This is a genomic window from Arthrobacter sp. ISL-72, assembly GCF_018613755.1.
Taxonomy (GTDB): domain Bacteria; phylum Actinomycetota; class Actinomycetes; order Actinomycetales; family Micrococcaceae; genus Arthrobacter.
Map to the genome: position 1 here is coordinate 372650 of NZ_JAGGPP010000008.1, position 22381 is coordinate 395030.

General features: G+C 65.9%; 20 protein-coding genes and 1 pseudogene. 12 read left to right on the top strand and 9 right to left on the bottom strand.

Going from position 1 to position 22381, the window contains the following annotated elements:
• Positions 1 to 52: 52 nt before the first annotated feature.
• Complete coding sequence (locus tag J7I92_RS09695) at positions 53 to 862, top strand: RDD family protein (protein WP_214839889.1); 810 nt, start codon at positions 53 to 55, stop codon at positions 860 to 862.
• Positions 863 to 910: 48 nt separating this feature from the next.
• On the opposite strand, the gene J7I92_RS09700 is transcribed toward J7I92_RS09695, so the two are convergent.
• The 4 genes and pseudogenes from J7I92_RS09700 to J7I92_RS09715 all read right to left on the bottom strand — a co-directional run bounded on the left by J7I92_RS09700 (position 911) and on the right by J7I92_RS09715 (position 4804).
• On the bottom strand, positions 911 to 2143 hold the full coding sequence (locus J7I92_RS09700) for an Ig-like domain-containing protein (protein WP_251039679.1): 1233 nt from the start codon (positions 2141 to 2143) through the stop codon (positions 911 to 913).
• Between the two features lie 268 nt (positions 2144 to 2411).
• Entirely contained in the window at positions 2412 to 3899 is a 1488-nt protein-coding gene (gene ahcY / locus J7I92_RS09705; protein WP_214839891.1) for an adenosylhomocysteinase, read from the bottom strand.
• 216 nt (positions 3900 to 4115) lie between these two features.
• Positions 4116 to 4322, bottom strand: a pseudogene (locus J7I92_RS09710) (Trm112 family protein); the annotation flags it as partial.
• A 92-nt stretch (positions 4323 to 4414) separates the two neighbouring features.
• Positions 4415 to 4804: a DUF3499 domain-containing protein gene (locus J7I92_RS09715; protein WP_214839895.1), complete on the bottom strand. Its 390-nt coding sequence runs from the start codon at positions 4802 to 4804 to the stop codon at positions 4415 to 4417.
• 142 nt (positions 4805 to 4946) lie between these two features.
• Between J7I92_RS09715 and J7I92_RS09720 the strand changes: the two genes are divergently transcribed.
• Positions 4947 to 5474, top strand: coding sequence for a metallopeptidase family protein (locus J7I92_RS09720; RefSeq protein WP_214839900.1), 528 nt, complete (start codon positions 4947 to 4949; stop codon positions 5472 to 5474).
• A 6-nt stretch (positions 5475 to 5480) separates the two neighbouring features.
• Here the strand turns inward: J7I92_RS09720 and J7I92_RS09725 are convergent, their stop codons facing one another.
• Genes J7I92_RS09725 through J7I92_RS09735 form a run of 3 tightly spaced genes read right to left on the bottom strand, consistent with a single transcriptional unit; the run spans position 5481 to position 11135 of the window.
• Positions 5481 to 7193, bottom strand: a complete 1713-nt coding sequence (locus tag J7I92_RS09725) for a DUF5719 family protein (protein WP_214839902.1) — start codon at positions 7191 to 7193, stop codon at positions 5481 to 5483.
• Complete coding sequence (locus tag J7I92_RS09730; RefSeq protein ID WP_214839904.1) at positions 7186 to 10560, bottom strand: glycosyltransferase family 2 protein; 3375 nt, start codon at positions 10558 to 10560, stop codon at positions 7186 to 7188. The genes J7I92_RS09725 and J7I92_RS09730 overlap by 8 nt, the downstream gene beginning before the upstream one ends.
• A 29-nt stretch (positions 10561 to 10589) precedes the next feature.
• A complete protein-coding gene (locus J7I92_RS09735) occupies positions 10590 to 11135 on the bottom strand; it encodes a WhiB family transcriptional regulator (protein ID WP_214839906.1) in 546 nt (181 codons plus the stop codon).
• A 409-nt stretch (positions 11136 to 11544) separates the two neighbouring features.
• Here J7I92_RS09735 and J7I92_RS09740 point away from each other — a divergent pair, with 409 nt between their 5' ends.
• The gene (locus J7I92_RS09740) at positions 11545 to 12264 is read left to right on the top strand and encodes a TIGR03089 family protein (protein WP_214839908.1); all 720 of its coding nucleotides are present in this window, start codon (positions 11545 to 11547) and stop codon (positions 12262 to 12264) included.
• Between the two features lie 2 nt (positions 12265 to 12266).
• Here J7I92_RS09740 and J7I92_RS09745 read toward each other — a convergent pair whose 3' ends face one another.
• Positions 12267 to 12848, bottom strand: a complete 582-nt coding sequence (locus J7I92_RS09745) for a GtrA family protein (RefSeq protein WP_214839910.1) — start codon at positions 12846 to 12848, stop codon at positions 12267 to 12269.
• Between the two features lie 230 nt (positions 12849 to 13078).
• On the opposite strand from J7I92_RS09745, the gene J7I92_RS09750 reads away from it, so the two are divergent.
• From J7I92_RS09750 to J7I92_RS09780, 7 genes are all read left to right on the top strand, one after another.
• Entirely contained in the window at positions 13079 to 14227 is a 1149-nt protein-coding gene (locus tag J7I92_RS09750) for a 5-(carboxyamino)imidazole ribonucleotide synthase (protein ID WP_251039756.1), read from the top strand.
• On the top strand, positions 14224 to 14811 hold the full coding sequence (purE, locus tag J7I92_RS09755) for a 5-(carboxyamino)imidazole ribonucleotide mutase (RefSeq protein ID WP_214839914.1): 588 nt from the start codon (positions 14224 to 14226) through the stop codon (positions 14809 to 14811). Before J7I92_RS09750 ends, purE begins: the two co-directional genes overlap by 4 nt.
• A gap of 9 nt (positions 14812 to 14820) precedes the next feature.
• Complete coding sequence (locus tag J7I92_RS09760) at positions 14821 to 16479, top strand: LCP family protein (protein ID WP_214839916.1); 1659 nt, start codon at positions 14821 to 14823, stop codon at positions 16477 to 16479.
• Between the two features lie 29 nt (positions 16480 to 16508).
• Positions 16509 to 17759 carry a mannose-6-phosphate isomerase, class I gene (gene manA, locus J7I92_RS09765; protein WP_214839918.1) on the top strand — a complete coding sequence of 417 codons (1251 nt, stop codon included), beginning with the start codon at positions 16509 to 16511 and terminating at the stop codon, positions 17757 to 17759.
• A gap of 4 nt (positions 17760 to 17763) precedes the next feature.
• Positions 17764 to 18711: a lipid II:glycine glycyltransferase FemX gene (locus tag J7I92_RS09770; RefSeq protein ID WP_214839920.1), complete on the top strand. Its 948-nt coding sequence runs from the start codon at positions 17764 to 17766 to the stop codon at positions 18709 to 18711.
• 442 nt (positions 18712 to 19153) lie between these two features.
• A complete protein-coding gene (locus tag J7I92_RS09775; RefSeq protein WP_214839921.1) occupies positions 19154 to 19474 on the top strand; it encodes a hypothetical protein in 321 nt (106 codons plus the stop codon).
• Positions 19413 to 19754 (top strand): hypothetical protein, encoded by a 342-nt coding sequence (locus J7I92_RS09780; protein ID WP_214839922.1) that lies wholly within the window; start codon positions 19413 to 19415, stop codon positions 19752 to 19754. The genes J7I92_RS09775 and J7I92_RS09780 overlap by 62 nt, the downstream gene beginning before the upstream one ends.
• A 52-nt stretch (positions 19755 to 19806) precedes the next feature.
• Here J7I92_RS09780 and glpX read toward each other — a convergent pair whose 3' ends face one another.
• The gene (gene glpX, locus J7I92_RS09785; protein ID WP_214840180.1) at positions 19807 to 20829 is read right to left on the bottom strand and encodes a class II fructose-bisphosphatase; all 1023 of its coding nucleotides are present in this window, start codon (positions 20827 to 20829) and stop codon (positions 19807 to 19809) included.
• Between the two features lie 193 nt (positions 20830 to 21022).
• Between glpX and J7I92_RS09790 the strand changes: the two genes are divergently transcribed.
• Both J7I92_RS09790 and J7I92_RS09795 read left to right on the top strand, forming a co-directional pair.
• Entirely contained in the window at positions 21023 to 21730 is a 708-nt protein-coding gene (locus J7I92_RS09790) for a DUF4245 domain-containing protein (protein WP_214839923.1), read from the top strand.
• 9 nt (positions 21731 to 21739) lie between these two features.
• Positions 21740 to 22354: a carbonic anhydrase gene (locus tag J7I92_RS09795; RefSeq protein WP_214839924.1), complete on the top strand. Its 615-nt coding sequence runs from the start codon at positions 21740 to 21742 to the stop codon at positions 22352 to 22354.
• The last annotated feature ends 27 nt before the right edge of the window (positions 22355 to 22381 follow it).

Consider the following 22381-nt stretch of genomic DNA (forward strand, 5'->3'; position numbering starts at 1 on the left):
GGATTAGACTGTGAGCGTCCGTAGACGGCGTGTAGGGAACGGGGACCCCGGCTTGAGTTCAATCATCACAGGTGAAGCGGTTGTCCTGGAGCTCCGGCCGGCGTCGTTCGGCGCCCGGGCGCTGGGCCTGGCTTTGGACGTCGTGGCCCACGTGCTCCTCCTCATAGTGATGATCACGGTCATTGCCTCTGCCTACAGAGACCTGGACGGGGCCGCGGCGCGCACCCTGGTCCTGGTCAGCGTGGTCTTCTGCTTCGTGATCCTCCCGGTGGCGGTGGAGACCCTCACCCGCGGCCTCTCGCTGGGCAAGCTGGCGGCCGGGCTCCGCATCGTGCGGGACGACGGCGGGGCCATCCGGTTCCGCCACGCGGTAATCCGCGGCCTGATCGGTTTCCTGGAGATCTACCTGACGTTCGGCGGCCTGGCCATCGCCGTCGCGCTGTTCAACGACAAGTCCAGGCGGCTCGGCGATATTGTCGCCGGAACCTACTCCCTCCGGCGCCGCGTGCCGGCAGAACCCCCGTTTGTCCCGTTCGTTCCGCCGCACCTGAGGTCCTGGGCCGCCTTGGCGGATATCGGCCGGATTCCGGACGCCGTCGCCCGCCGCTCCTCGCAGTTCATCCGCCAGGCAGAACGCATGTCGCCGCCGTCGCGCGCCGCAATGGCAGCGTCGCTGGCCACAGAAGTTTCAGCATGCGTCGCCCCGCCGCCACCGGCCGCCACCGGCCCGGAAGAGTACTTGGCAGCAGTCCTCGTGGAGCGCCGCGAGCGGGAACTGGCCAGGCTGACCCGGGCGCGGGCACGCAGCACTGGGGTAGGGGAACGGCTGAACCGCCTCCCCTACGGCCGGGACACCGCGTAACCCACTGCCTGAGGCGCTGCCTTAGCCACTACCGCTCAGGCCGCAGGACTACCGCTTGGCGTACTGTGCCCAAGGAATGTTCCAGTCGCCGTAGCCCTCAAGCGGCTCCACTGGCGGTGCGCCGGTGTTGAGGGTCTGAACGACGTCGCCGGTCTTCATGTTGTTGAAGAACCAGGCCGCGTCCGCGGGCAGCAGCCCGACGCAGCCATGTGAGACATTGGCGTTGCCGACGTAGCTCCAGGCCGATTCGAGGGCCTGGTGGACGTAGACTCCCGACGAGGTGAGCCTGTTGGCGTATTCCACGGTCAACGGCGGGTAGTACCCCTTGTCGCCGGGTTTGAGGCCGATGCTTCCGGCGTTGAATTTGGAATGGCGTTCCTGCTCCATGATCACGGCGTATCCGGTGGGCGACAGCCATTCGGCATCCCCCAGGGTCACGGGTGCCGTCTTCACCAGCTGGCCGTCGAAATAGACGTTCATGGTCTTGGTGACGTCATCAACGATGGCGACACGCTGCGGGCCCACCTTGAAGCTGACTTTCGTGTCGACGTTGCCAATCATCTTGTGCCCGAAGTCAACGCCGAACAGTTTCATGTCCACGGTGACCTGGCTTCCGGACGCCCAGAACGTTTCCGGTCGGATGCGCACGCGCTGGTCCGAATACCAGCGCCAGGCGACGGCCTGGCCGGAGGAGGCGGTCACGGTGACGGCCTTCTCCATGGCTTCCTTGTTCAGGACCGGCTCGGAAAAGACGATTTCGATCGGCTGGCCGGAGCCTACCGTGGACCCGTTCTGGGGGTATACGGCCGCGTCGGCCTCATTCGCCTTTGCCACCGTGGTGAAGGTCTGGGTCTTCTTGGTTTCGCGGCCGGCCTGGTCCACGATTGTGAACGCGTACTCGTACGCCGCGTTGAACTCGAGTGGGTCCAGGGCCGTCCAGGTGGTACCGTCGGCGCTCAAGGTACCCTTGACCGGCGCGCCTCCGTCGGACGTGGCAAGGACAACTTCCTTGACGGTTCCGTTGACGGCCTTCACGGAGGGTGCGACGGCGGGGTTGACGGCCGCGGCTCCGTCGGTGGGAGTCACACCGAGCTCGACGGCCTTGACCACAGGGGCAGCCAGTCCGGGCTCAGTGCGGAGGGGGCTGGCGGATTCCGATGGAAAGGCAGACTTTGCCCAGCTGGGTGCCGTAACGACGCCGATGCCGCCGGCTGCCACGGCGGCGCAGATTGCTGCCACGCCGATGATCTTCATGGTTTTGCGTTTGTGGACTTCAGTCATGACCTTCTCCATGTCCCCCGACAGGCCAGTGATCAGCCCCAATACCGTGTTAAATCGATGTTCAAACTATGTTCAGTCTCGGTCAGCGCCCAGCACTGACCAGACGATTTTACCGTATGGTGAACGCCACTTCGGCACGCCGAACCCGGCGGCGTTGCGGCCGCCGAAGCTGCGGCGGATGCGCAGGAAGGGCCCCGGATTTGTTCCGGGGCCCTTCCTGGTACTGCTTTTCTGCCGGTTCGGCAGGCTCAGTCCTGGCGGGTCAGGTCTAGTAGCGGTAGTGGTCCGGCTTGTACGGGCCCTCAACGTCCAGGTCCAGGTACTCGGCCTGTTCCTTGGACAGTTCCGTCAGCTCAACGCCGAGAGCGTCGAGGTGCAGCCGTGCAACCTTCTCATCAAGGATCTTCGGCAGCACGTAAACTTGGTTTTCGTATTCCCGCTGGCCCTCGGGCTGGTCCCGCTTGGTGAACAGTTCGATCTGCGCAATCGTCTGGTTCGCGAAGGAGTTGCTCATGACGAAGGACGGGTGCCCGGTGGCGTTGCCGAGGTTCAGGAGCCGGCCTTCGGAGAGGACGATGATGGAGTGGCTGGGCTTCCCCGCGGCCGGGTCTTCCGCAAAGACCCACTCGTGCACCTGCGGTTTGATTTCGACCTTTTGGATCCCCGGGATCCGTGCCAGGCCGGCCATGTCGATTTCGTTGTCGAAGTGGCCGATGTTGCCTACGATCGCCTTGTCGCGCATGCCCGCCATGTGCTCGGCCATGATCACGTCTTTGTTGCCCGTGGTGGTGATGAAGATGTGGCCTTCGCTGAGGACCGTTTCGAGTTTGGCCACCTGGTAACCGTCCATGGCTGCCTGCAGGGCGCAGATCGGGTCGATCTCGGTGACGATCACCCGCGAGCCCTGTCCGCGGAAGGCCTCGGCGGCACCCTTGCCGACGTCGCCGTAACCGCAGACGACGGCGACCTTGCCGCCCATCAGGACGTCGGTGGCGCGGTTGATGCCGTCCGGCAGCGAGTGGCGGATGCCGTACTTGTTGTCGAACTTGCTCTTGGTCACCGAGTCGTTGACGTTGATGGCCGGGAAGAGCAGCTTGCCCTGCTCCGCCAGCTGGTAGAGGCGGTGCACGCCGGTGGTGGTTTCTTCCGTGACGCCGAGCAGCCGGGAGCCGATGCGGGTCCATTTCTGCGGATCCTGGGCGAGGGAAGCGCGCAGGACGTCAAGGAAGACGCGTCCTTCCTCGGACTCATCCGCTGCTGCTGCCGGGACGGACCCGAGCGCCTCGAACTCCACGCCCTTGTGCACCAGCATCGTGGCGTCGCCGCCGTCGTCGAGGATCATGTTCGGACCAAGGTCCGGGTTGCTGTCCGCACCCGGCCAGGTGAGGATATGCTCGGCGGTCCACCAGTATTCCTCGAGGGTCTCGCCCTTCCAGGCGAACACAGGAACGCCCTGCGGGTCCTCCACGGTGCCCTTGCCGACCACAACGGCGGCTGCGGCCTCGTCCTGGGTGGAGAAGATGTTGCAGGAAGCCCAGCGGACCTCCGCGCCCAATGCGGTGAGGGTCTCGATCAGCACGGCAGTCTGCACGGTCATGTGGAGTGAGCCGGCAATCCGGGCACCCTTCAGCGGCTGGCTTGCGCCGAACTCTTCGCGCAGGGACATCAGTCCGGGCATCTCGTGCTCCGCGAGGCGGATCTGGTGGCGGCCGGCCTCAGCCAGTGAGATGTCGGCAACCTTGTAATCGAATGTCATGTGAATCCTTGTGTTGTATCCGGGGAAGTCCGGAGCGGAGGAAGTACGTGTCCGTCCGGCGAAACCATGGGAAAGTTCGACGCGGGGCGGACGGTTGATGGGCCGGCCGGTCAGTTATTTATTGCTGGAGGCGCCGGTCGAGGTGTGAGTCGTTGCCGAACCAGTCCTTGCCGAGCCAGTCGTTGCCGGGCCTGCCGCTGTGGAGGCCCGGCCGCCGTCGTGCTGGTCAGAAGACGCCGCATTCGCGGCGGAGACCAGTTCCGGCGGCAGCAGCAGCGGGATGCCGTCCTCGATGGCGTAGCGGAGCTTTTCTCCGGTCTCACCGGCGGCGGTGGAGACGAGTTCATCGCCTTCCTGCACCAGGGTGGAACCGGTGACGGGGCAACGCAGGACAGACAAGAGGTCAGGACTGATCTTTGGCATGGTGGATGCTCCCTGATGGGTGCCGCAACAGGCGCCCGTGGCCGATGGATTTGCAGCTTCCAGCGTACAAGCTTCCCGGCGCTGGCGGCGGCTCAGGACGGTTCGCGGAGAATGCGCAGGTGTCCCCGGCGGATGCCTTCCGCGGCGGGCGGGGCTTCAAGGGCGGCATGGACGGACCGCTGGCCGGGTGCCGGGTCTGCGGCGGACGGTCGCAAGGCCGCCTCCCGGACGGCATTGGCGAGGGCCAGGAGGTCATCGGGCCCGGGCTGCGGCGGCGTTGCGGGCATCGCCAGGCGCAGCACTTCCCAGCCCCGCGGCACAGTCAACGACCCGGCATGCTGTTCGCACAAATCGTAACAATGCGGTTCCGCGTACGTTGCCAGCGGGCCCAGCACAGCAGTGGAGTCCGCGTACACGTACGTCAAAGTTGCCACCGCTGACTTGCGGCAGGCTGATCTGGAACATTGACGTATAGCACCCACGACATCACAGACTACTCCCCGTTTGGCGCCGTGCCGTGCATTCGGCTGTGCAGCGTTCTGTGGCGTCGCCCGGCGCCGGAATGGTGCGTGTGGCGAGCCAGGTTATGTCGCGGATTTCAGGCCGCGGGTTTAGAGTCAATGTATGCAGCAATCGAACCACGTTCCGGGATTATCGGTCCGGTTGGCTGACCCGGGAGCCGGCCAGCTGGCGGACAGTGCCGTGCCCGCGCAGGCGGTCCGTGGAAGGAGCTTTCGGGAGCGCCGCAGGAACCGCCACGGGCGTGGCCTGCGCGGCGAACTGATGCTGCCCACGCTTCCCGGATACCGCACCCGTTCGGACCGCTTCGATGAGATGGTCATGGACTCTGCCCAGCGCCTGCATGACATCTGGGGAAAGCCACTGGACGGCGTCAGGTTTGCCGTTGACGAGATCCCGCAAGGACTGGAACAGCTGGTAACGGACCGGTCCCCCGCGCCCATGGGGCTCTATGAACCCGCCACGGCCGATGAAGGTCCGGTGATCACGCTTTACCGCAGGGTCATCGAGAACGCCTGCACCAGCCGGGAGGAACTCCAGGATCTGGTGCACGACGTCGTCGTGGAGCGGACAGCCGAAATGCTTGGAGTTGCGCCGGAGACGCTGGACCCCGTGTACCGGCGCCGCTACTAGCTGCCGCTAATAGCCGAGCTTCACCGCAACCTGTTCCTGGCCTGCAGCGCCGGGGGCTACCGCCACGGTGGCGATGTCTGAGCGCCCTTCCTGCTCCAGCAGCACTGTGCCGTAGGCAGCGTCGCCCGACGCCGACACAACGTAGCCCAGCACCGGGGCCCCGCTCACTTCCTCCGGAACCTTGATGACGGCTGTGGTTCCGCCGGCGATGTCAGCCGCAGCGGCCGTGCGGACTTTGCCGTCAGCCGTGATGGGAGTGTAGGTGATCTTGGCCCGGTCATCCGGTGCACCGAAAACCAGATACCGCTCGCCGCCCCTGGGAACGGTGACGACGTGCTGGCTGCCGAGCCTCGCCGACGAGGCCGACCAGGTGAAGTCCGTGGCGCTGTCTGCCCTGAGGCCCCGGGTGACCCGTGCGGCAGCGGCGAACGACACGTCGGAGCTGGCTGCCAGGGTGTAGTGGCCGGCGGGGACCCCGGCCAGCGAAACCTCGGTCACGGCTCCTCCCTTGGCCGTCACCACCCCGCCGCCCGGCAGTGCTTTCTGGCCGTCACGCCCGTACAGCTTGATTTCCACCACCGCGTCCGCCGGACCGGGAACTGCGATCTGGAGAGCCGCCGCGGCGTCGGCGAACCCCTGTTTGGCGGCGAGTGCCTTCGCCGATGCCGGGTCCTGGATGTCCAGTCCGGCCATCACCTGCCGGGTGGCCGGCCCAGCCCCGGGCACAATAAAGTCCACGCCTCCGGGGGTGAGCCCCCTAAGGACGCTCTGCTGGATGACGGCGGTGACCGGCCCGCCGGCGCTGCGTGCATGGACGCTCAGCTGTTCCTGGTCCGGAGCAAGGCCTGCCAGCACGATCGAACGGGTGGTTCCCGGAGCGACCAGGAGCCCCCTGCTGCCGGGCGCCTGGATCTGGCCCTTCGCACCGTACAGGTCCAGGCTGACGGTTGCCGGGGTACTGGAAGCGTTGCTGAGGTTGAGCACCGCGGTCCGGCCCAAAGACGTGTTGGCTCCCACGAGCCACAGGTCGTTGGACGGCTGCTGGCAGGCAGCCGCCGCCCAGCCTTGGAGATCGCCGTCGGCAGATGCATAACGCATCACGGCGCCGGCAGTTGCCTGCTGGTTGCCCACAGCGTCCGCGCTCAGGACACTGACGGAGTCCACGGCACGCTGGGAGACGACTCCCGCGAGCAGGGACGGCGGGGCTGCCGAGGCTGTGGGCGTGCCGGGATCCTTAGCGATTTCCGCGAGGGTATTGCCGTTCAGCTCAGCGAGCCGGCTCGCGGGCAGCGCACCGGAGTTCATGCTCAGTACGGCCGCATTGAGCATGGTTCGGGCTGTGGACGACTCAGGACTGAATTGCGGGTCCGTTCCAACCGGTGTGCCTTCCAGCAACCGGGCGGGGCCGGGGCAGATTCCCACGTTGCTTCCGGCGGGAACCGCCGCGAGCGGGGCTTCAAGCGGACGGCTGCCGGCGCTTTGGGGGGCCAGGGACGCGGCGGCCACCAGGCTTCCGGCGGCGGCCACGATCACCGCCGCGGAGGCGAGTCCGGCAACCGTGCCGCGGGGGGCCTTTATCCGGACAGTCTTGCCGCGGACGGCCTTGCCTCGCGGGGTCTTCCCCGCCTCGGCGGTCCCAGCCTCGGCGGTCCCAGCCTCGGCGGGCCCGGCCTCGTTAGGGCTAGCTTCCGGCGCGCCGTCGTTCCCGTCCTTATGCATGCTGATGTTCCTTACGCAGGGAGCCTTCATCGCGGGAGAGGCCGGTGTTCGGCCGCCGGGCGGGCATGGGAACTGCCAGCAGCACGGTCAGGCCGATGACTGTTGCCTGGACGATGGCCGTCCACAAAGCCCACGGGTTTTCGTAGCGGATGGTCAGCTGGCCGGCCTGGGCGGGCAGGGTGAACGCCTGCGACCACCCGGACGTCGTTGATGTTAGCCGGCGGCCATCCATCCACGCGGACCAGCCTGGATCAGAGCGTTCAGCGAGCACCACAAGCCTGCCTTCGGGCCCTTCCGGAACGGCGGCGCCAACAGATTCCAGATCGGAGGGCAGGAGTCCTATTGCTGCGCCGGTTCCGTCGACAATGCGCACGCGGTGGGCAACGTCGGCAGCGTCGATGACGGGCTGGTTCAGCGGGCTGATCCGCCAGAGCCAGCCGACGTTGGTTTGTCCTACGGCCACCAGGCCTGGAACGGCGTCCATCCGGCTTGCAGTCAGCTGGGCGGCGGAGTCGGAGGCCCGGAGGACAACGAAGCCTGCTCCGAGGCGTTCCAGCTCCGGGCGCGGGTCAACGCCCTGACCGGCCACCACGGTGGCAACAACGCTGCGCAGGGCTGCGGTGACGGCGTCGTCGTCCCTGATGGTTTCCTTGCCGGGTTCGCCCATGATGTTGCGGGCGACCGCGATGGTGGACAGGCCATCCAGTGTGGTGCCGGCACCCCTCACGATGGAGGCGTCGAAAGTGCCGTCCTCGCCTGTGTCGATGACCAGCGTGCGTGTCTGCTCCGGGCCCTGGCCGCGGTCGATCGCTGTTGCCGGGAGGGTGCGGGCAGCGGCCGGGTCAATTTGCCGGGGGGTTCCCAGCGGCGAGGGCACCGTCGCGGCGGGCCCGGCCCCGGATGAGGACTGCAACAGGTTCTGGGCGGCCCAGGCAGTCAACCCGGCCAGGGGTCCGGCGAGGAGAAGGACCATGGCCAGGACGGACACGGACTTGAGGACCATCCGGCGGGCTGCCGGGGCCGGGTCCGTCTTCTGCGCGAAGCCGAGCAGGCCGTCGGCACCGATCAGGGCGGCACCCAGCAGCAGGAATCCGGCCGCGGAGACGGCCGGCCCCGTGAAGGGCGTGACGAGGGTGTCGGGCCCGGCACCGGTTGCGACGTGTCCGGCGAGCCAGCCGCCGGCCAGGATGATCAGGGCTGCCACCCACAGGGCACGGGCAACGCGTGTGCGTTTGCCCGGGACAAACAAAGCAGCCGTTGCGAGGACCAGGACCGGAAGTCCGATCAGGAACGCCATGAGCAGGGCCCACGGGACGCCGGATCCGCCGAAAACGGAAAGACCTGACAACCCGCCGTCGGCATCGAAGTACAGCGGCTGTCCGAGAACCTGCTGCCACAGCGGGGCGGCGTCGAAGGCAAGCGGCACGCCGGGGTCTGCCAGCAGGGCCCGCGGACGGTCGAGGGTGGAAACACCGAACGGTACAAAAAGTGCGGCGCCCGGCAGCAGTGCCCACCACACGGTGCGGCCGCGCCTGCCCAGCAGGATCCCCGCCAGGACAACGACGACGGCGGCCGGCAGCAGCAGGGACGGTGCCGCTGCAGCGACAGCAGCGAGTGCCAGCCCGGCGGCCGCTGCGGCTGTCCAGGACGGGGTCCCGTTGACGCCAGGCTTGGCGGGCGGCTTTTCCACGAAGCGCCGGTCTCCCGGTTCGGGAACCGCGAAGCGGCCCTGGCCGCGGGCGGTGCCCGTGGCGCGCAGCAGCGCCAGGACCAGCAGCGGCATCATGATGTGTGCAATCAGCGCACCAAGGCGGCCCTGGTTCAGCGCAACCTGCAGTGCGGGGGCACCACCCCAGACGAGTGCTGCGACCAGGCGGAAACGCCGCCGCGTGGTCAGGCCGCCCGCCGCGAACCAGGCGGTGAGGCCGGAAAGCGGCATGGCCAGGAGAAGCAGCCAGGCCAGGGCACTGTTCGCGTCCCCTCCGCCGGCCAGGCCAAGGACCCATAGAAGAAGGGCGAAGGGGTCGCCGTGGCCGGGCAGCCCGGCGCCAAGCCCGATCCACCAGCTGGTGGCGTGGTGCCAGATGTCCGAGACCTTCGAAGAGAGCGGAATCAGGGCCCCGCCGGAGACTGCTTCGGCGCGGAAAAAGCCGGAGAGCCCGACCAGCGAAGCGGCCGCCGTGACTATGACGGCCAGCAGGGCACCGCTGCCCACCCAGCCGCGGTCCGAAGTGGTCAATGCGGCGAAGTCGTCCGTGGAGTCACCGCTGGGCTGTTCCGCCAGCGGATCAGCCCGGGCGCTGTGGTCTGCCGGGTCATCGGAGCCAAGGGCTTCAATGAGGGAACGCCGGTGGGCCCAGACTTCGCGCCGCGGGGTCTGGAGTCCCTTAATCACAGAGCGGCGGATCCGGCGTGTCCGTGCAGCCTCGCGGCGTCCGCGGACCACAGCGGCGGGCCGTCCGAGCGCAACGAAGGTGGCCACGAGCTGGGAGAATCCGTGGCCGGGGTCCTTGACGGCAATGCTGAAGACGAGCTTGAAGAGGCTCCCCAGCAGCGCCCCGACCGCGTGGAGCGGCACCTTCCACCACACGGTGTGCTTGAGGCGAAGGTAAACCTGGGCCTTGCGGGCGGCGCTGGCGCTGCCTAGCGCCTGAGGCCGCTGCGAAACGTGGAACATCCGCGCACTGGGCACCACCACAACGCGGTGTCCCGCCAGGCGGTTGCGCCAGCAGAAATCGACGTCGTCGCCCGATCCGGGCAGTGCCGGGTCAAAACCGCCCAGTTCTTCCCAGACGTCCCGCCGCACCAGCATGCCGGCGGAGTTGACCGCAAAGGTGTCGCTGCGGCCATCGTATTGCCCCTGATCGAGTTCGTCCGCTTCAATGAGGGTCAGCCGTTCAGCCCAGCGGCTGGTGGAAAGTCCGACATCCATCAGGCGGCGCGTGGAATTCCAGTCAAGCTGCTTGCAGCCGGCTACCGTCACTGACGGTGCCCGCTCCACGGCGTGAAGCAGTTCGGCCAAGGCCTCGGGTGCGGGTGCGGCGTCGTCATGCAGCAGCCAGATCCACTCGGTGCCGCCTGCCGGCCGCTCGGGCTCCTGCGGGTCCGGGTCCTGCCGGGTTGTGTCCGGCCGGTGGGATTGCCACGGGTCCAAGGCAGCCAGGCCGGCCTTGACCGCATCCCCCATTCCGCTCCTTCCCTGCTGGAAGGTGGTGACGTTTGCCTCGCCGAACGCTTGCTCCAGCAGAACCGCGGAGTTGTCCCGCGAGCCGGTGTCAACGCCGATAAAAGCATCCACCGGACGGGTCTGCTCCGACAAAGCCGCCAGGGTCCTGGGAAGATAGTCACCGCCGTTGTGGGCAACCACAACGGCGGTGACGTGTACTACTTGAAGAATTAGACTGCTCGCTTCCTCAGCCGACGGCGCTCACGCTCGGAGAGGCCTCCCCAAATACCGAAGCGCTCGTCGTTCGACAACGCGTACTCCAAGCACTGTGAGCGCACGTTGCACGCACCGCAGACTTTCTTGGCGTCGCGTGTCGAGCCGCCCTTTTCGGGAAAGAACGCCTCCGGATCCGTCTGCGCGCACAGTGCGTCCGTCTGCCAGCCGAGTTCGCCTTCGTCGTCGAAGCCTTGCTCGAGGGGAAGCCCGATCCAGACCGGCTGCGCGGTGGTTTCCGAATGGAGGGTCTGCAATTCCATCGGAGGATCGTCAAGATTATGGTCCTGGTCCGGGTTGCCGGCCAGGAGCGCTTCATGTGCGGCCAGGAAAGCAGTGGCCTGGTCCTGCAAAGAATCGCTGGTGCTCTGGTTGTACCGCTCGGCAGCATCCGGATCGGCCGGATCTACATACCAATCGCTTGGCACGCCGCGCGAACGGTATTTTGCCGACGCCTGACCGGCGACGACGGCATCTTCATGGATACGCTCAACTTGCCCCATTATGGCGTCCCTCCTGATGTTGCTGCCCCTGCCTGAATACCTGGACACTCGGTTGTGTGGCCCGCATTTGCGCAATGGCTTTCGATAGCTAATTACACGTGTGTAAGTCGCCGGGAGTCAAGCGGCAGCCGGAATAATAATCAACTCCGAGCACGATCCGGCGCCACGCCACGCCCGGGATTTTTACCCACTCCCCCGCCAGTACGGGAAATTTGACAGCCTACTGACTACTTTTCTGGGAGTTTTCCGGGAATCCCGGGAAATCCACCCAGCTTCCGCATTTTAGCCAAACAAAGTTAGTAAAAACCATGTGTTCAAGATCACACGAGCTGCCCCCAACCCGATCCGGAGGTTGCCATGCTGCCGGCATGCCCTCCCCGCACGCCGGGCACCGTGGCAAGATGTTGGCATGAGCATCCCGGCGATCGACCTGATGACTGCGCTGCGGTCCGGCCACTCAACCTCCCCCCGACTGACCTGGTACGGACCTGACGCCGAGAGGGTGGAACTGTCAGGCCGCGTCCTGGACAACTGGGTCGCAAAGACCAGCAACCTGCTGCAGGACGAACTCGACGCCGAACCCGGGATGCGCCTGCGGCTGGACCTCCCTGCGCACTGGAAGTCCATGGTCATTGCCCTGGCCGCCTGGCAGCTAGGGATGGAAGTTGTCGTTGACTCTGAGGGCGCCGACTCCAGGGAAGCCGAACTGCTCGCCACCGGGTCGCCGGAGGCCGGCCAGGAGGCCGGCGGGTTCGACGCCGTCATCGCAGTGCCGCTTCCGGCACTGGCCATGCGCTGGCCCGGTGAGCTGCCGCCCGGCGTCGTCGATTTTGCCGCCGAAGTGCGCTCGCACGGCGACGTTTTTATGGGCCACGAGGACCCGGACGGGTCCGGCCGGGCCATCGTGACATCAACGGGCACTTCGCACGCACACGCTGACTTGCTCAAAGGCTTTGCGGCTCCGCACGACGCCGGAGTGCGCCTGCTGGTCCAGGCACACGACGGCCTTGAGGCCGCCCTGGTCCAGTCACTGGGTGCCTGGCACAACGGCGGCTCCGTCGTGCTGGTCCACCCGGACGTGACGGTGACGGACAAGCTCCTGAGTGACGAACGGGTGCAGGGAGAGTAAACCTAGCTGCGGGGCGGGCTGGGCAGGTCGGGATCCTGCACCGTTCCGGCAGGCTCGCTGCCTGGAACGCGGACTGCCTGCTTGTCCTGGTGGTGATGCAGTTCGATGATCTCGTGGTCATGCGAGAAGGCGGGCTCTTCGTCGAGTTCCTTATTGAAGACAAGGAACCGGTAGGCGAAGAAGCGCACCACAGTTGCCACGAGGATGCCGGCAACGCCCGCCAGGAACAGCACGTTCTTGTCAGTGATGCCGAACGAGTACTTGGCCAGGGCCGTGAACCCGGTGGAGATGCCGATACCAATGCCGTTAATCAGGATGAACATGAAGAATTCGCGGATCACGTTGTCCTGGCGGCGGTGGCGGAAGGTCCAGAAGCGGTTAGCGATCCAGGAGAAGATGGTGGCAACCGTCGCCCCGACGAACCGTGCTTTGGCCTCACTGTCAGTCATCGGGCCGTGCATCAGGTAATACGTCAGGCCGTTGTCGATCACGAAGGCGACACCGCCGACGGCGCCGAACTTGGCCACCTCACGCCAGAAAAGCGAGGCGAGTCCGCGCAAACGTTCTGCAAGTGTGTAAAACATGACCCTCCATGGCCGACTGAAATTTCAGGCCACAGGGCCAAACCCCCATTTTAGCCCGTAAGCCGGGAGCAGGCCTGCCGGGACCCGCAGCACGGCCTTTCCCGGGAGACGAATCGACGCAACTTGCGGGCCGAAACCGTGGGGAAGCCCGGAACTCCCCTGCTCTTCTGTAGGCTGGCTCTGTGACTTTTCCAGTAATCGGCGTAGTTGGCGGCGGCCAACTTGCCCGCATGATGGCCCCCGCCGCAACGGCCCTGGGCTTTGAACTCCGTGTCCTTGCCGAAGGTGAGGACGTTTCCGCGGTCTCGGCTGTACCCACCTCGCCGGTGGGTGACTACAAGGACCTTGACGCCCTTTTGGAGTTTTCCAAGGGACTGGACGTCATGACCTTTGACCACGAACATGTCCCCAACGACCACCTGCGGGCACTGCAGGAGGCCGGCGTCAACGTACAGCCCGGCCCGGACGCCCTGGTCCACGCGCAGGACAAACTCGTGATGCGTGCAGCCATCGACCGGCTGGAGCTGCCGAATCCCCCTTGGGCTTCCGTTGCCGACGTCGACGCCCTGGTTGCCTTCGGTGAGAACACCGGGTGGCCGGTAGTGCTGAAGACCCCGCGCGGCGGTTACGACGGCAAGGGCGTGCGGATCGTCAGATCGGCTGAGGAAGCCGGCGGCACCGCCGACTGGTTCGAGGCCATGAGCCCCCTGCTCGTCGAAGCGAAGGTGGAGTTCAGCCGCGAGCTGTCTGCGCTTGTTGCGCGCACTCCCGACGGCGAGTCGCGGGCATGGCCTGTGGTGCACACCATCCAGGTGGACGGCGTCTGCGACGAAGTGATCGCCCCCGCCCAGGACATCTCCCTTGAGGTGGCGGCAGCCGCCGAAGACGCAGCACTCCGCATCGCCAACGAACTCGGAGTCACCGGCGTCATGGCCGTGGAACTCTTCGAAACTCCCGGCGTCGGCTCCGGCTTCCTGATCAACGAGCTCGCCATGCGACCGCACAACACCGGCCACTGGACCCAGGACGGATCGGTGACCAGCCAGTTCGAACAGCACCTCCGCGCCGTGCTGAACCTCCCGCTCGGCGCCACGGACGCAGTGGGTCCCGTCGTCGTGATGAAGAACTTCCTCGGCGGCGAGAACCAGGAACTGTTCTCGGCTTATCCCCTGGCCATGGCCACCGAGCCGGCCGCGAAGATCCACTGCTATGGCAAGGCCGTCCGGCCCGGCCGGAAGATCGGACACGTCAACCTGGTGGGGGCGTCAGCCGCGGACGTTGACTCGGTCCGGCAGCGGGCCACCACCGTGGCCGATATCATCCGCGACGGCCGGGCTTCGGCCCGAACAGCATCAGGGAACTCAGAGGAGACCGCATGAGCACACGCCCAACGTCAATCCACGCAGCTGAAACAGACGCCCCGATCGTCGGCCTGGTCATGGGCTCCGACTCGGACTGGCCGGTCATGGAGGCCGCGGCGGAAGCCCTCGCCGAATTCGGCCTCCCGTTCGAAGCCGATGTGGTCTCAGCCCACCGGATGCCCACCGAAATGATCCGCTACGGCCAGACGGCGCACGAGCGCGGACTTCGGGTCATCATCGCCGGCGCCGGCGGCGCGGCCCACCTGCCGGGCATGTTGGCGTCCGTAACGCCTCTTCCGGTCATTGGTGTCCCTGTACCGCTGAAGACACTCGACGGCATGGACTCGCTGCTGTCCATCGTCCAGATGCCCGCCGGGGTTCCGGTGGCCACAGTGTCGATCGCGGGCGCACGGAATGCGGGCCTGCTGGCCGTCCGCATGCTGGCCTCCGGCACGGACGACCTGGCCGTCCGCCTGCGCCAGGACCTGATCGAATTCGCCCAGGAGCTCAACGACGTCGCCACCCGCAAGGGCGCCAACCTGCGGCAGAAAGTCAGCGAAGTGTTCTCCGACGGCAACGTCGTTCTCCGGGGCAGCCGTTAGGAATCACAGATGACCACCAGCCACTCCCGCCCCCTGGCGCCGCGACAGGACCTGACGGATCCCGTCCGCAACCCTGTAGCAGCTCCGGCCCCCGTTCGGACCAAACGCGCGTTCGTCCTCCTGCTGCTGACCCTGCTCGTCCCGGGCAGTGCCCAGATCGTAGCCGGCGACCGCAAGCTGGGACGGATTGCGCTGCGGGTAACACTGGCGGTCTGGAGCCTGGCAGTCGTGGCCCTGGTGCTCCTGCTGGTCAACCGCACGATCCTGATCGGGATCGTCACCAATTCCGTGGCGTCCCTCCTGATCATCGTCATCCTCATTGCCTTGGCGGTGGGCTGGGCAGTGCTGTTCGTCAACACCCTGCGGCTCATCCGGCCTGTCCTCCTGGCTCCCGGAATGCGGCCGATTGTCGGCGTCGCCCTGGTCCTGGCCATGGTGCTCAGCAGCGGCACGCTGGGCTATGCGGCCTACGTGCTGAATGTGAGCCGGAACGCGATCGGCAGCATCTTCTCCACAGGCCCGGCCATCGACCCGGTGGACGGGCGCTACAACTTCCTGATGATGGGCGGCGACGCCGGCGACGACCGCACGGGCCGGCGCCCGGACAGCCTGTCCGTCCTCAGTGTCGACGCGAAGACCGGCCGGACCGCCATCATCTCGGTGCCGCGCAACCTGCAGAACGCGCAGTTCGCCGAAGGCTCCCCCATGCGGCAGATCTACCCCGACGGGTACAACTGCGGCGACGAATGCCTCATCAACGCGATCAACACCGAAGTGACCAACGAGCACACGGACCTCTACCCCGGGGTGGCCGATCCCGGCGCCCAGGCAACACTCGAGGCCGTGTCCGGCTCCCTGGGCATCACCGTCCAGGCCTATGTCCTGGTCGACATGGAGGGATTTGCGAAACTCATTGACGCGATGGGCGGGATCAAGATCAAGGCCGGCGGCTGGGTGCCGCTAAGCGGCGACATGGTGGATGAGGCCAACGGAATCCACGGCATGCCCACCGGCTGGATCGCGGCGGGTGATCAGCACCTCGACGGCTACCACGCCCTTTGGTACGGACGCTCGCGCGAATTCGTGGACGACTATGCCCGCATCCAGCGCCAGCAATGCGTGCAGCAGGCAATGCTGAAGCAGCTCGACCCGGCCACGCTGCTCTCCAAGTTCGAGGACATCGCGAACGCCGGCACCAAGGTTGTGGACTCCAACATTTCCGCAAGCCAGCTCGGAAGCTTCGTGGACCTGGCCATGAAAGCCAAAGGCACCGAAGTCAGCCGGCTCACCATCGGGCCGCCGGACTTTGACGCATCGTTCTCCACCGTGCCGGACTTCGACCAGATCCACGAAAAGGTGCAGAAGCTGCTCGCCGCGCAGTCCGGAGAGTCAGCGGGTGCCGCCGCGGATCCTGCCGGTAAGAGTCCCGCCGCGGAGGACAGCATCGTGCAGCCCCGGGCCGCTTCCGGACAGCTCATGGCAGCCGCACCCGCGGCTCCCCTGACCCAGCCGTCGCCGTCGCCGTCGTCGTCGGACTTTACACCGGTGACCACCACCCCTGACGGCGAGCCCATTACGGAAGAGATGCTCAACCAGTTCAAGCGCGAAGGCAACGAGCAGGCCATCCGGGACCTCGTGGCCACCAACGGCCAATGCCGCCCGCTTTAACTGCTGCAATTAGATAAGGACACCAGGCAGTGTACGAAATTGAGAACGTCCTCAGGCCTTACGCCTGGGGCTCCACCACCGCGATTGCCGGGCTGCTGGGCCGGCCCGCGTCGGGCGGGCCTGAAGCGGAGCTGTGGGTGGGCGCCCACCCGGATTCACCTTCCGTTGCAACCGCGGCCGACGGCGGTCCGCTGGCTCTGGACGCACTGATCAGTTCTGATCCCGGTCACCATTTGGGCAGTGCCAGCGTGGCGGAGTTCGGCCCCCGCCTGCCGTTCCTGCTCAAGGTCCTCGCCGCCGAAACTCCCCTGTCCCTCCAGGTGCACCCCACGCTGGAGCAGGCACGGGCCGGGTTTGCGCGCGAGGAGGCTGCCGGCGTCGACCGTTCCGCGGCCGAGCGGAACTACAAGGATGACAACCACAAGCCGGAGATGATCTTTGCCCTGACGCCGTTTGAGGCGCTCTGCGGCTTCCGTCCGGCTGCGTCGTCCCGTGCCCTCTTTGAGCACCTTGCGGCGTCCATGCGCGAGATATCCGTTGACGTCCCGCAGGTTTTCCTGGATGTCGTGGAGGACCTTGCTGCGCCGGTGGAGCACGATGCGCTGAAGGCTGCCTTCACCCGCCTCATCGGCGGAGGCCATGCCGTCTCCCATGCTGTGCGAGAGCTCGTCGCAGCCCTCAAGGCCGGGCTGACAATGACCCCGTACCAGACTGAGCTGTCCACTGTCGTCAGCCTGCACGGGCACTACCCGGGGGATCCCGGTGTACTCATTTCGTTGCTGCTGAACCGGATCTCGCTGGCTCCCGGCGATGCAGTGTACCTGCCGGCGGGCAACGTCCATGCCTACCTCCATGGCCTCGGCATCGAGGTCATGGCTTCCTCGGACAATGTGCTCCGGGGCGGCCTGACGCCAAAGTTTGTGGATGTTCCCGAACTGTTGGACACCGTCGAATTCGAATCGGTGGGCGTGCCGATGCTGCAGCCGGAGACGTCTGGGCTGGGCCAGGAGCTGTACCGGCCGCCGTTCCGCGAATTCCAGCTGCAGCGGATCGAGCTGGAGGCCGGCGCCGGCCCCGTTCCGCTGGCGCAGTCGGGCGCGGCCGTGATCATCGTGATCGCCGGCTCCGTGCTTTTGGACTCCCCCAAAGGCGACCTCCGCCTGGACCGCGGTGCGAGTGCCTTCCTCCCTGCCGCGGAGGCTCCGGTCAACGTGCACCCCGCAGCCGGCGCTGCAGGGACCGCCGTTGCCTTTGCCGTGACCACCGCAGCGGGAGCCTGATTCGGTGGAATACTTCCTGCAGACCCCGCAATGGGCGGAATTCCAGCGCTCCCTGGGCCGCACGGTGCACGAACAGTCAGGTGCAGGCTGGAGCTTCCTTGCCGTGGAGGAGAAGAATCCGGCGGGCAAGGTCCTCTACGCCCCGTACGGTCCCGTGGCGTCTTCGCTGGATGCGTTCGACGCCTCCCTGGCGGCTCTGGTGGCGCTGGCCCGCAGGTCCGGGGCGGCATTCGTCCGGATCGAGCCGGTCAGTGCCGGCTTCGAAACCCCTGATTCCGAAACAATTTTGCGGAGCCGCGGCCTGCGTCCGGCCCCCGTCAGCCAGCAGCCTGAACTGAGCTGGATCGTGGACCTTGACCGGGACTTCAAAGACGTCCTGGCGGAGATGAAGCCCGTGAACCGGAACCTCTACCGGAACATCCACAAGAAGGACGTGACGTTCCGGACGTCGCAGGATCCGGAGGACATCCGCATCCTCCTGAACTTCCTGCACATGACGGCGAAACGCAGCCGCTTCAAGCCGCAGAGCGATGAGTACCTCAGCCAGGTTGCGCAATCGCTGATGTCCGCAGGTGCAGCCACGCTGTTCATCGCCGAACGCCATGGCGGCCCGATCGCCGCTGCCCTGGCCTACGACTCCGCCGACACCCGCACCTACGCCCATGCGGCGCTGGACGACTCGCACCGGAAGCTCAGCGCCGGCATACCGCTGCTGGTAACGCTTATGGCAGATGCCAAGGAGAAGGGCCTCAAGCACGTCGACCTGTGGGGTGTGGCCCCGGAAGACGACCCCAACCACAAGTGGGCCGGGTTCACCGCGTTCAAGAAGTCCTTCGGCGGCCGTGAAGTCGCCTACCCGGGCACCTGGGATCTCCCCGTGAAGAAGGCTCGTTACGGCGCCTACCAGCTGGCCCGGAAGGCCCGCGAAAAGCTCCGCACCCTCCGCAGCTAACCCCCATCAGCGCGAACGGACACTTAAGCCCCACCCCCGAAGCGCGAACGGACACTTGGGGCCCGGCGGTAAAGCGCGAACGGACACTTGGGGCCCGGGTTTCGGGGCCTCAAGTGTCCGTTCGCGCTTCCTGCGACGGTTCGCCTGTGGATAACAGCTCTGGCCTGCGCCAAGCGTTGCAGACTGGAGCATGCCCAGGACGCCCCTGCCGTGTGAACTACTCACCGGTTCCTTCACTTCAACTGCCGCCAGCGCCTTGGGGGTGCCCCGAAAGCGGCAGCGGCAATCCGACGTCCTCATCCCCTCCCGTGGCATCCGAATCCCACTGGAGAGCCCGAACTTTGCTGCATGCAGTCTCCGGGCTTATACGGACCTGGATGACGAATCAGTCCTGACGCACCAGTCCGCTGCCCGCATTTGGGCGTTCGGCCTTCCTCCATGGATGCAGGAGGACTGGCGCATCCATGTAGCCCGGGATCGCACGGGCAGCAAACCCCGCCGGCTCAATGTGGTGGGCCACCGGCTGACGTTCAAGGACGGCGAAGTGATGATGCACGACGGCGTACGAGTCACCTCACCGGAAAGGACGTGGCTCGATCTTGCTGCTGTCCTTTCCGTCGACGAACTGATCGCGGCCGGTGATTCCATCGTTGTTGCCCACGGCCCTGACTTTCCCCGGCCCAAGGAAGCCCTGTCCACCCTTGCAGAGTTACGTCGAATGGTCGGCGCTCATCCCGGAACTCAACTACGTCATCACCGATGAGTGGGGACAGGCAGCAGTGTGGCCGGACGGTGCCTATCCGGAGGAACGGATCGCCTTGCAGTACGACGGTGTCCACCATGCTGACCCGATCCAGGTCCGAAGCGACACCCGCCGTCGGACCGTAACCGAACGGCTCGGTTGGCGCGAAGTACGCGTCTTCAAGGAGGACCTCGAAGGAGACAAGCCGTTCGTGATCGAAAAAATCAAGGCCGTGATGAGGTTCGGTGGTCACCGCCAACGAACAACGCGAACGGGGACTTGGGGCCCTGAATCGGTATGATCCGGGCCCCAAGTGTCCGTTCGCGCTGAAGGAGGACGTGGAGAAGGCGGGGCTAGCTCTTGCGGGCGTAGCCTTCCCACTTGCTGGCCTGGTGCTCGCCGTCCACGAAGCGGATGGTTCCGGACTTGGACCGCATGACGATCGACTGGGTCAGGACCTTGTCCTTGGAGTAGCGCACACCCTTGAGGAGGTCGCCGTCGGTGATTCCCGTGGCTGCGAAGTAGCAGTTGTCGCTGGAGACGAGGTCGTTGGTGGAAAGCACGCGCTCAAGGTCGTGGCCGGCATCGATGGCCTTCTGCTTCTCGTCATCGCTGGTGGGCCACAGGCGGCCCTGGATGACGCCGCCGAGGGACTTGATGGCACATGCCGCGACGATGCCTTCCGGCGTTCCGCCTATACCCATGAGTGCGTCGACACCGGTTCCCGAGCGCGCAGCCGCGATGGCTCCGGCGACGTCGCCGTCCATGATGAACTTGGTGCGGGCACCGGCCTCGCGGATTTCCTCCACGAGCGGACGGTGGCGGTCCCGGTCCAGGATCATGACGTTCAGCTGGTTGACCTTAACGCCCTTTGCCTTGGCGATTAAATGCAGGTTCTGCTTGACGGGGAGCCGCAGGTCGACCATGTCCGCCGCTTCCGGGCCCGTGACGAGCTTCTCCATGTAGAACACGGCGGAGGGGTCGAACATGGAGCCGCGTTCGGCAACTGCGAGAACGGCGAGGGCGTTGTTGATGCCCAGGGCGGTCAGCCGGGTTCCGTCAATGGGGTCGACGGCAACATCACATTCGGGGCCGTTGCCGTCTCCGACACGCTCGCCATTGAAAAGCATGGGAGCTTCGTCCTTCTCACCTTCACCGATGACCACAACGCCGTTGAAGTGGACGGTCTGGAGGAAGGAGCGCATGGCGTCGACTGCTGCGCCGTCAGCCTTGTTCTTGTCGCCGAAGCCCACCCAGTGGCCACCGGCAATTGCCGCGGCTTCGGTGACGCGGACAAGTTCCAGGGCAAGGTTGCGGTCCGGTTCGTCAATGCCAACGGCAAGCGACGGGGAGATCGTGGAGTACTGCTGGGTCATAGGCGCTGGTGACACGTGAACCTCTTCTTCGAGTGGCGATCATTGAACCCGTACGGCCGGTATCAGTCGTCACGGTGATTCCTCTGATACTGATCATAGTCGCGGCGGCATCCGAAGGTCATGGGATGACCAGCCCGTGAAACACGGCGGTTCCTCACCGGCGGAATGGCAGGAATGTGAGAACGGCGTTCGAATGGGCGACTATAGAAGGGTGAGCGAAACGCAGGACAAGTCCACTCCCGAGACCCAAACGCCAAGCACGGGCGCATCCGCAGGCCCTGCCGGCGCCGCCGATGCACCCGTTGTTAAGCCTGTTATCCGCGCCGCAGCGGCAAAAAGGGCCAATGCGTCGGTCATCGGGATGATCATTGCCCTGGTGGTGAGCGTCGCCGCGTTTCTGCCCATCGTCTTGATGAATCCCGCGCCGAAGTCAGAGGGCTACCGGCCCAATGTGGACGTCAGCGCCGTGGCCTCCAACGCGGCAGGTGTGGCGGGATTCACACCCGTAGCACCCGAGACCGGCGACACATTCAGTCCGAATTACGCCCGCTGGGAGTCCGGGACCGAATCCGGGGTGCCCACCTGGGAGGTTGGCTACCTTACGCCGAAGGAATCTTTCATCGGCCTGGTCCAGACCGCCAAGGCCAATCCGACGTGGCTGCTCCAGGAAACCAAGAACGCCCCCGTCACCGGAAGCCGCAACGCCGGCGGCCTCGACTGGGAACTCCGGGACACCGGCAAGGGCGAGAAGAGCATGGTGCTCGCTCACAAAGGCACCACCGTCGTCTTGACCGGCACGGCCCAACTGGACGAGTTCGCCGTCCTGGCGGACGCCGTCGTGAAGTCCTTGGAAAGTAACCCTGCCGCCACAGTTTCACCTTCGGCCGCTCCTTCGTCGTAAAGTAGCGGCGTGGCTACTTACCTGACTCCAGCACTGGCATGGCGGCGACTGCGCGAAGGAAATGAGCGCTTCGTTGCCGGAGAATCCTCCCACCCCAACCAGGACGCATCGCGCCGTTCCTCACTGGTCGAGAACCAGCACCCTTTCGCGGTCATCTTCGGCTGCTCCGATTCCCGCCTCGCGGCAGAGATTATTTTTGACCTAGGCCTGGGCGACGCGTTCGTCGTCCGCACCGCCGGCCAGGTCATCGACGACGCCGTCCTTGGGTCCCTGGAATACAGCATCGGCGTGCTCGGGGTGCCCTTGATCGTGGTGCTCGGCCACGACAGCTGCGGCGCCGTCAGCGCGACAAAGACCGCTGTGGAAACCGGCAAGATGCCCGTCGGCTTCATCCGCGACCTCGTAGAGCGCATCACGCCGTCGGTCCTGACGTCGCTGCGCAACGACGAAAATGAGGTCAACGAGATGGTGGTGGAGCACGTCAAGCAGACCTCACAGCGGCTTGTCGACAGCTCGCGTGTGATTTCCACCGCAATTGAAACCGGCAGGGCGGCGGTCATCGGCCTCTCCTACAGCCTCGTCGAGGGCCGCGCAAACCTTGTTTCCGGAATCGGAGACCTCTAGAACCACTTGGAGGACGAACCGTCGGCG

Excerpts from the sequence above, each read along its gene's own strand:
- purE (WP_214839914.1), top strand. The coding sequence starts at position 14,224 with ATGAGCACACGCCCAACGTCAATCCACGCAGCTGAAACAGACGCCCCG.
- J7I92_RS09735 (WP_214839906.1), bottom strand. The coding sequence starts at position 11,135 with ATGGGGCAAGTTGAGCGTATCCATGAAGATGCCGTCGTCGCCGGTCAG.
- J7I92_RS09775 (WP_214839921.1), top strand. The coding sequence starts at position 19,154 with ATGCAGGAGGACTGGCGCATCCATGTAGCCCGGGATCGCACGGGCAGC.
- J7I92_RS09750 (WP_251039756.1), top strand. The coding sequence starts at position 13,079 with ATGATGGCCCCCGCCGCAACGGCCCTGGGCTTTGAACTCCGTGTCCTT.
- J7I92_RS09790 (WP_214839923.1), top strand. The coding sequence starts at position 21,023 with ATGGGCGACTATAGAAGGGTGAGCGAAACGCAGGACAAGTCCACTCCC.
- J7I92_RS09745 (WP_214839910.1), bottom strand. The coding sequence starts at position 12,848 with ATGTTTTACACACTTGCAGAACGTTTGCGCGGACTCGCCTCGCTTTTC.
- glpX (WP_214840180.1), bottom strand. The coding sequence starts at position 20,829 with ATGACCCAGCAGTACTCCACGATCTCCCCGTCGCTTGCCGTTGGCATT.
- J7I92_RS09700 (WP_251039679.1), bottom strand. The coding sequence starts at position 2,143 with ATGACTGAAGTCCACAAACGCAAAACCATGAAGATCATCGGCGTGGCA.
- J7I92_RS09725 (WP_214839902.1), bottom strand. The coding sequence starts at position 7,193 with ATGCATAAGGACGGGAACGACGGCGCGCCGGAAGCTAGCCCTAACGAG.
- J7I92_RS09720 (WP_214839900.1), top strand. The coding sequence starts at position 4,947 with ATGCAGCAATCGAACCACGTTCCGGGATTATCGGTCCGGTTGGCTGAC.
- J7I92_RS09740 (WP_214839908.1), top strand. The coding sequence starts at position 11,545 with ATGAGCATCCCGGCGATCGACCTGATGACTGCGCTGCGGTCCGGCCAC.
- J7I92_RS09760 (WP_214839916.1), top strand. The coding sequence starts at position 14,821 with ATGACCACCAGCCACTCCCGCCCCCTGGCGCCGCGACAGGACCTGACG.
- ahcY (WP_214839891.1), bottom strand. The coding sequence starts at position 3,899 with ATGACATTCGATTACAAGGTTGCCGACATCTCACTGGCTGAGGCCGGC.